We start from the raw sequence: 6,141 nt of genomic DNA, 5'->3' as shown, positions 1-6,141 counted from the left end.
CGTGTTAACGACAGCCGCTTCTCGGATACCGCCGGGCGGCTGATGTACCGGCACAGCCGTTCGAGCTTCTTGCGTTCATCGGCCCTGGCCGCCACGCCGGCGTGCAGGCTGGACCCGGCTACCTTGCCAATCCCGTCACCGAACGGATCACCACTGGTCGGCAGAGTTTGCAAAGTGAACACCTTTCGCCCCGCCTGTGAACCGACAGCGATACGGTAAGTGATCGAGTGCCCCAGCAGGGGTGTCATCGGGTCGTCATCCACCGCATCCGAGGCCAGATAGCTGTTTTCGACATCCCGTTCCAGCAGGCCTTGCCGTTCCAGATAGCGACCCACCCGGTGGGCGATGGTGTGCGTCAGCGGCACTGTTGCAAATAACCACGAATGGTAAGCTGAAGACTGTTTTAGCTAAAGGTGCAGCATATGAATCCTTTCCATGGTCGGCATTTTCAGGGCGAAATCATTCTTTGGGCTGTGCGCTGGTATTGTAAATATGGCATTAGCTATCGTGAACTGCAGGAAATGCTGGCCGAACGGGGTGTGAATGTTGATCACACGACTATTTACCGTTGGGTTCAACGTTATGCTCCTGAAATAGAAAAACGTTTACGCTGGTATTGGCGTAATCCTACAGATCTGAGCTCGTGGCATATTGATGAAACCTATGTAAAAGTGAATGGACGATGGTCTTATCTGTATCGTGCAGTCGATCAACGTGGCGATACCATTGATTTTTATCTTTCTTCTAGACGTAATACCAAATCAGCATATTGTTTTCTTGGAAAAATTTTAAATAATGTGAAGAAGTGGCAAATTCCACAAGTGATCAACACGGATAAAGCACCCACATATGGACGTGCTTTATCACGGTTAAAACGGGAAGGTAAATGTCCACCAGACCTTGAGCACAGGCAGATTAAGTATAAAAATAACGTGATTGAATGTGATCATGGCAAGCTAAAGCGGATCATCAGGGCCACATTAGGATTCAAATCTATGAAGACGGCTTATGCCACAATTAAAGGTATTGAAGTCATGCGTGCACTACGTAAAGGACAAGCATCGTCATTTTATTATGGTCAGCCTCAGGGTGAAGTGTGTCTAATCAACAGGGTTTTCGGTCTCTAAGTACTTTTTAAAGGGAACATCATCGACTCAAATCTCTATTTGCAACAGTGCCAAAAAAACCAACTTCAAGTTGGTTTTTCTTTTTTAATCATCAGTGGCGACCTTAACACCATATCCAATTAAACCTGCAAGGCTAGCATAGGCTATTTTGGCATAAATCGAACCCCACCAGACCGTAATTTTACTGGCACCAAATTCCCGAACCGTTTGCCCCATAAAATTAGTGGTTTCATAGAAATTTTTAGCAGAATAACCTAACGCAATATGATCAAGGACAGGGAATAAACTAAAAGCTAAACCTACTGCTGCTGCGGGGAAAGTAAACTCTCTTGATAGACCGAATTTTCCAGTAATAAATACAAGCGATACCACGATAATTAATCTAATGATAGTCCATAGCATCACTGTGAAAGGCAAGTTAAAGATGCCTGCTCCCTGCCACGCAAGACCGCAAACAACTAGGGGTCGTCTCAGAAAACGGAAAATAAAGCACGCTAAGCCGGTTGCAGAGGCCGTAGCGGCCTGAACTTCCCCGCGCCGATCTTGGCGCTGCTGCGCCATAGGTAATCACCGGTCAGGTTGATGTGCTCCCAGCCGAGTGGCGACAGGTACTGCAATAGCGAGTCATCGACGGCATGACCATTGCCGCGCAACGCATGCGCCGCACGCTCCAGGTAGACCGTGTTCCACAGCACGATGGCCGCCGTCACCAGGTTGAGGCCGCTGGCCCGGTAGCGCTGCTGCTCGAAACTGCGGTCACGGATTTCACCAAGGCGGTTGAAGAACACGGCACGGGCCAGCGCATTGCGCGCCTCGCCCTTGTTCAGCCCGGCATGCACGCGGCGGCGTAGCTCGACGCTTTGCAGCCAGTCGAGGATGAACAGCGTGCGCTCGATGCGGCCCAACTCGCGCAGCGCGACGGCCAAGCCGTTCTGGCGCGGGTAGCTGCCGAGTTTCCTGAGCATCAGCGAGGCCGTCACCGTGCCCTGCTTGATCGAGGTGGCCAGCCGCAGGATTTCGTCCCAATGGGCGCGGACGTGCTTGATGTTGAGCGTGCCGCCGATCATCGGCTTGAGCGCGTCATAGGCGGCATCGCCCTTCGGGATGTAGAGCTTGGTGTCGCCCAGGTCGCGGATGCGCGGCGCGAAGCGGAAGCCCAAGAGGTGCATCAGGGCGAAGACGTGATCGGTGAAGCCCGCCGTGTCGGTGTAGTGCTCCTCGATCCGCAGGTCGGATTCGTGGTACAGCAGGCCGTCGAGCACGTAGGTTGAGTCGCGCAGGCCGACATTGACCACCTTGGTGTGGAATGGCGCGTATTGGTCGGAGATGTGGGTGTAGAAAGTCCGTCCTGGGCTGCTGCCATATTTTGGGTTGATGTGCCCCGTGCTCTTTGCCTTGCTAGCGGTTCGGAAATTCTGTCCGTCCGATGATGATGTGGTGCCATCGCCCCAGTGCCCGGCAAAGGGATGCCGAAACTGAGCGTTGACCAGTTCAGCCAACGCTGTCGAGTACGTTTCGTCGCGGGTATGCCAGGCTTGCAGCCAAGCGAGCTTCGCGTAGGTCGTGCCGGGGCAGGACTCGGCCATCTTGGTCAGGCCCAGGTTGATCGCGTCGGCCAGGATCGTGGTCAACAACAGGTTCTTGTCCTTGGCCAGATCGCCCGATTTCAAGTGCGTGAAGTGCCGGGTGAAGCCCGTCCACTCATCGACTTCGAGCAGCAGTTCGGTGATCTTGACGTGCGGCAGGACCATGGCTGTCTGGTCTATCAGCGCCTGCGCGGTGTCGGGCACCGCCGCATCCAGCGGCGTGATCTTCAAGCCCGACTCGGTGATGATGGCATCCGGCAGGTCGTTGGCTGCCGCCATGCGGTTGACGGTGGCAAGTTGTGCTTCCAGCAGCGTCAGCCGCTCATGCAGATATTGTTCGCAGTCGGTGGCCACGGCCAGCGGCAATTCGCTGGACTGCTTGAGGCTGGTGAACTTCTCGGGCGGTACCAGGTAGTCCTCGAAGTCCTTGAACTGGCGTGAACCCTGCACCCAGATGTCGCCCGAGCGCAGGGAGTTCTTCAACTCGGACAGCGCGCACAGTTCGTAGTAGCGCCGGTCGATGCCGGCGTCGGTCATCACCAGTTTCTGCCAGCGCGGCTTGATGAAGCCGGTCGGTGCATCGGCTGGCAGCTTGCGGGCGTTGTCGGTGTTCATGCCGCGCAGCACCTCAATGGCATCAAGCACGTTTTTGGCGGCGGGCGCGGCCCGCAGCTTGAGCACGGCAAGGAATTCCGGTGCATAGCGGCGCAGGGTGGCGTAGCTCTCGCCGATGCGATGCAGGAAATCGAAGTCATCGGGTTGCGCGAGCTTCTGCGCCTCGGTGACGCTCTCGGCAAAGGAATCCCAGGACATGACGGCCTCGATGGCGGCAAACGCATCGCGGCCTGATTGCTTGGCGTCGATCAGCGCCTGACCGATGCGCCCGTACAGACGTACCTTGGCGTTGATGGCCTTGCCTGACGCCTGGAACTGCTGCTGATGCTTATTCTTGGCAGCGTTAAACAGCTTACCCAGGATGCGGTCGTGCAGGTCGATGATTTCGTCGGTGACGGTGGCCAGCGCCACGAGAGTGGCGTAGCGCCGTTGCGGCTCGAATTTGGCCAGGTCGGCGGGTGTCATCTGGCCGCCCTCGCGGGCAATCTTGAGCAGGCGGTTCTGGTGAACCAGCCGCTCGATGCCGGTAGGCAGATCGAGTGCCTGCCATGCCTTGAGGCGTTCGATGTGTTCCAGCATATGCCGCGAATTTGGCTTGGCCGGAGACTGGCGCAACCAAGCCAACCAGGTCGTCTTGCCGTTGTCCCGGCGCTTGAGCAGATCGTCGAGGCGGCGGCGATGCGCGTCCGCCAGTGGTTCGGCCAAGGCGTCGTAGATGCGCCGGTTAGCACGGGTGATCGCCTCGGCACTCGCCCGCTCGACGGCGTTGAGGGCGGGCAGAATGACCGACTGCCGCCGCAGGTGCCCGATCAAGGCGCTGGCCAGCACGATGCCTTTGTCGGTTTGCATCGCCAGCTCGGTCAGCATCTGGACGGCCTGCCGGTAATGGCTCATGGTGAAGGGCCGGAAACCGAACACGGTTTGCAGCTCGCTCAGGTGCTCGCGCCGGGTCTGCTCCCGCTGGCCGTACTCGTTCCAGCTTTCGACGCCGACCTTGAGCTGGTCGGCGACCAGCTTCAACAAGGGCGGGAACGGTAGTTCATCGACGCCCAGGATGACGCCGGGAAAGCGCAGGTAACAGAGCTGCACCGCGAAGCCCAGCCGATTGGCTGGCCCGCGCCGCTGTCGGATGATCGAGAGGTCGGTATCGTTGAATGTGTAATGTCGGATCAGGTCGTCCTTGGAGTCCGGCAACGCCAGCAGGCTTTCCCGCTCGGCGGCGGACAGGATGGAACGACGTGGCATATTTACTGATCCGTTCTCAAGTATTGATACAGGGTTTCGCGACTGATTCCGAATTCACGAGCAAGCTTGGTCTTTTGCTCGCCAGCCTCGACACGTTGGCGCAGTTCGGCAATACGCTCAGACGACAGGGATTTCTTCCTGCCACGGTAAGCCCCGCGTTGCTTGGCGAGCGCAATACCCTCGCGCTGACGCTCGCGGATCAGGGCGCGCTCGAACTCGGCGAACGCGCCCATCACCGAGAGCATCAGGTTCGCCATCGGAGAGTCTTCGCCAGTAAAACTGAGGTGTTCCTTGACGAATTCGATATGCACGCCGCGTTGTGTCAGCGTTTGCACGATCCGGCGCAAATCATCGAGATTGCGCGCCAGGCGATCCATGCTATGCACCACCACGGTGTCGCCGGTGCGGGCGAAGCTTATCAGCGCTTCCAGTTGCGGACGCTTGACATCCTTGCCGGATGCCTTGTCGCTAAAAGCGCGATCAACCTTGACGCCTTCCAGTTGCCGTTCCGGGTTCTGGTCGAAGGTGCTGACCCTGATATACCCAATGCGCTGTCCAGTCATGGAATTCCCTGCAAAATGTCAGGGAAGACTCTATGACCTTCAACGAGATATGTCAATAAATTCAAAATTCAATCCTATCCTGACGCAATTTACACATGGCATCTGACATCAGGTTAGGGTATGCCTCAACCTGGCGGCGGCGAATCACAAGCGTCCGGTTTGACGCTGGTTTCGGTCGCAGTGCTGGCCCGCGCCTGGAAGCGCTGATAGCACTCCAGCCCGCAGAAATGCTCCACGTACTCGGCCCCTTCCGGCGTGAAGGCGGCATCGAGCGGGATTTCCTTGCAGCACACGCAGCAACTGGTGCTCGGTTCATTGGCGTTCATGGTGGTGTTCCTCCATTGGTTGACGAAGCCGACGAAGGCCGCCGCCGGCATCGGCCTGGCGAACAGGAAACCCTGCACCGTGTCGCAACCCGCCTGCCGCAACCACGCAAGGCAGTCGGGTGTTTCCACACCCTCGGCTACCACCTCCATTGTCGTTTTCAGAAGACGGCTGCACTGAACGTCAGAAGCCGACTGCACTATAGCAGCGGAGGGGTTGGATCCATCAGGCAACGACGGGCTGCTGCCGGCCATCAGCGGACGCAGGGAGGACTTTCCGCAACCGGCCGTTCGATGCGGCACCGATGGCCTTCGCGCAGGGGTAGTGAATCCGCCAGGATTGACTTGCGCTGCCCTACCTCTCACTAGTGAGGGGCGGCAGCGCATCAAGCGGTGAGCGCACTCCGGCACCGCCAACTTTCAGCACATGCGTGTAAATCATCGTCGTAGAGACGTCGGAATGGCCGAGCAGATCCTGCACGGTTCGAATGTCGTAACCGCTGCGGAGCAAGGCCGTCGCGAACGAGTGGCGGAGGGTGTGCGGTGTGGCGGGCTTCGTGATGCCTGCTTGTTCTACGGCACGTTTGAAGGCGCGCTGAAAGGTCTGGTCATACATGTGATGGCGACGCACGACACCGCTCCGTGGATCGGTCGAATGCGTGTGCTGCGCAAAAACCCAGAA

4 protein-coding genes and 3 pseudogenes are annotated in these 6,141 nt (G+C 57.6%); 1 reads left to right on the top strand and 6 read right to left on the bottom strand.

Annotation, left to right across the window (positions count from 1 at the left end; translation table 11 throughout):
* A pseudogene (locus tag ACJHYW_RS24840) lies at nucleotides 1–359 on the bottom strand (transposase); the annotation flags it as partial.
* Nucleotides 360–422: 63 nt separating this feature from the next.
* Here ACJHYW_RS24840 and ACJHYW_RS24835 point away from each other — a divergent pair.
* On the top strand, nucleotides 423–1,127 hold the full coding sequence (locus ACJHYW_RS24835) for an IS6-like element IS1006 family transposase (RefSeq protein WP_001067784.1): 705 nt from the start codon (nucleotides 423–425) through the stop codon (nucleotides 1,125–1,127).
* An 84-nt stretch (nucleotides 1,128–1,211) separates the two neighbouring features.
* On the opposite strand, the gene ACJHYW_RS24830 is transcribed toward ACJHYW_RS24835, so the two are convergent.
* The 5 genes and pseudogenes from ACJHYW_RS24830 to intI1 form a co-directional block, all read right to left on the bottom strand.
* On the bottom strand, nucleotides 1,212–1,688 hold the full coding sequence (locus ACJHYW_RS24830; RefSeq protein WP_223171565.1) for a hypothetical protein: 477 nt from the start codon (nucleotides 1,686–1,688) through the stop codon (nucleotides 1,212–1,214).
* Nucleotides 1,622–4,573: a Tn3-like element TnAs3 family transposase gene (locus ACJHYW_RS24825; protein WP_015344976.1), complete on the bottom strand. Its 2,952-nt coding sequence runs from the start codon at nucleotides 4,571–4,573 to the stop codon at nucleotides 1,622–1,624. Before ACJHYW_RS24825 ends, ACJHYW_RS24830 begins: the two co-directional genes overlap by 67 nt.
* A 2-nt stretch (nucleotides 4,574–4,575) precedes the next feature.
* Nucleotides 4,576–5,136, bottom strand: a complete 561-nt coding sequence (locus ACJHYW_RS24820; protein ID WP_000147567.1) for a recombinase family protein — start codon at nucleotides 5,134–5,136, stop codon at nucleotides 4,576–4,578.
* 125 nt (nucleotides 5,137–5,261) lie between these two features.
* Nucleotides 5,262–5,612: pseudogene (locus tag ACJHYW_RS24815) on the bottom strand (DUF3330 domain-containing protein); the annotation flags it as partial.
* A gap of 202 nt (nucleotides 5,613–5,814) precedes the next feature.
* Nucleotides 5,815–6,141: pseudogene (gene intI1 / locus ACJHYW_RS24810) on the bottom strand (class 1 integron integrase IntI1); the annotation flags it as partial.

The sequence above is a fragment of the Escherichia sp. WS3063 genome (assembly GCF_046486595.1).
Classification (GTDB): Bacteria; Pseudomonadota; Gammaproteobacteria; order Enterobacterales; family Enterobacteriaceae; genus Escherichia; species Escherichia coli.
The sequence above is the reverse complement of the archived record's forward strand: the minus strand, read 5'-3'. Positions and strand labels throughout refer to the sequence as shown.

What these genes read in the sequence shown, in the direction of transcription:
- ACJHYW_RS24835 (WP_001067784.1), top strand. Translation starts at nt 423, where the DNA reads ATGAATCCTTTCCATGGTCGGCATTTTCAGGGCGAAATCATTCTTTGG.
- ACJHYW_RS24830 (WP_223171565.1), bottom strand. Translation starts at nt 1,688, where the DNA reads ATGGCGCAGCAGCGCCAAGATCGGCGCGGGGAAGTTCAGGCCGCTACG.
- ACJHYW_RS24825 (WP_015344976.1), bottom strand. Translation starts at nt 4,573, where the DNA reads ATGCCACGTCGTTCCATCCTGTCCGCCGCCGAGCGGGAAAGCCTGCTG.
- ACJHYW_RS24820 (WP_000147567.1), bottom strand. Translation starts at nt 5,136, where the DNA reads ATGACTGGACAGCGCATTGGGTATATCAGGGTCAGCACCTTCGACCAG.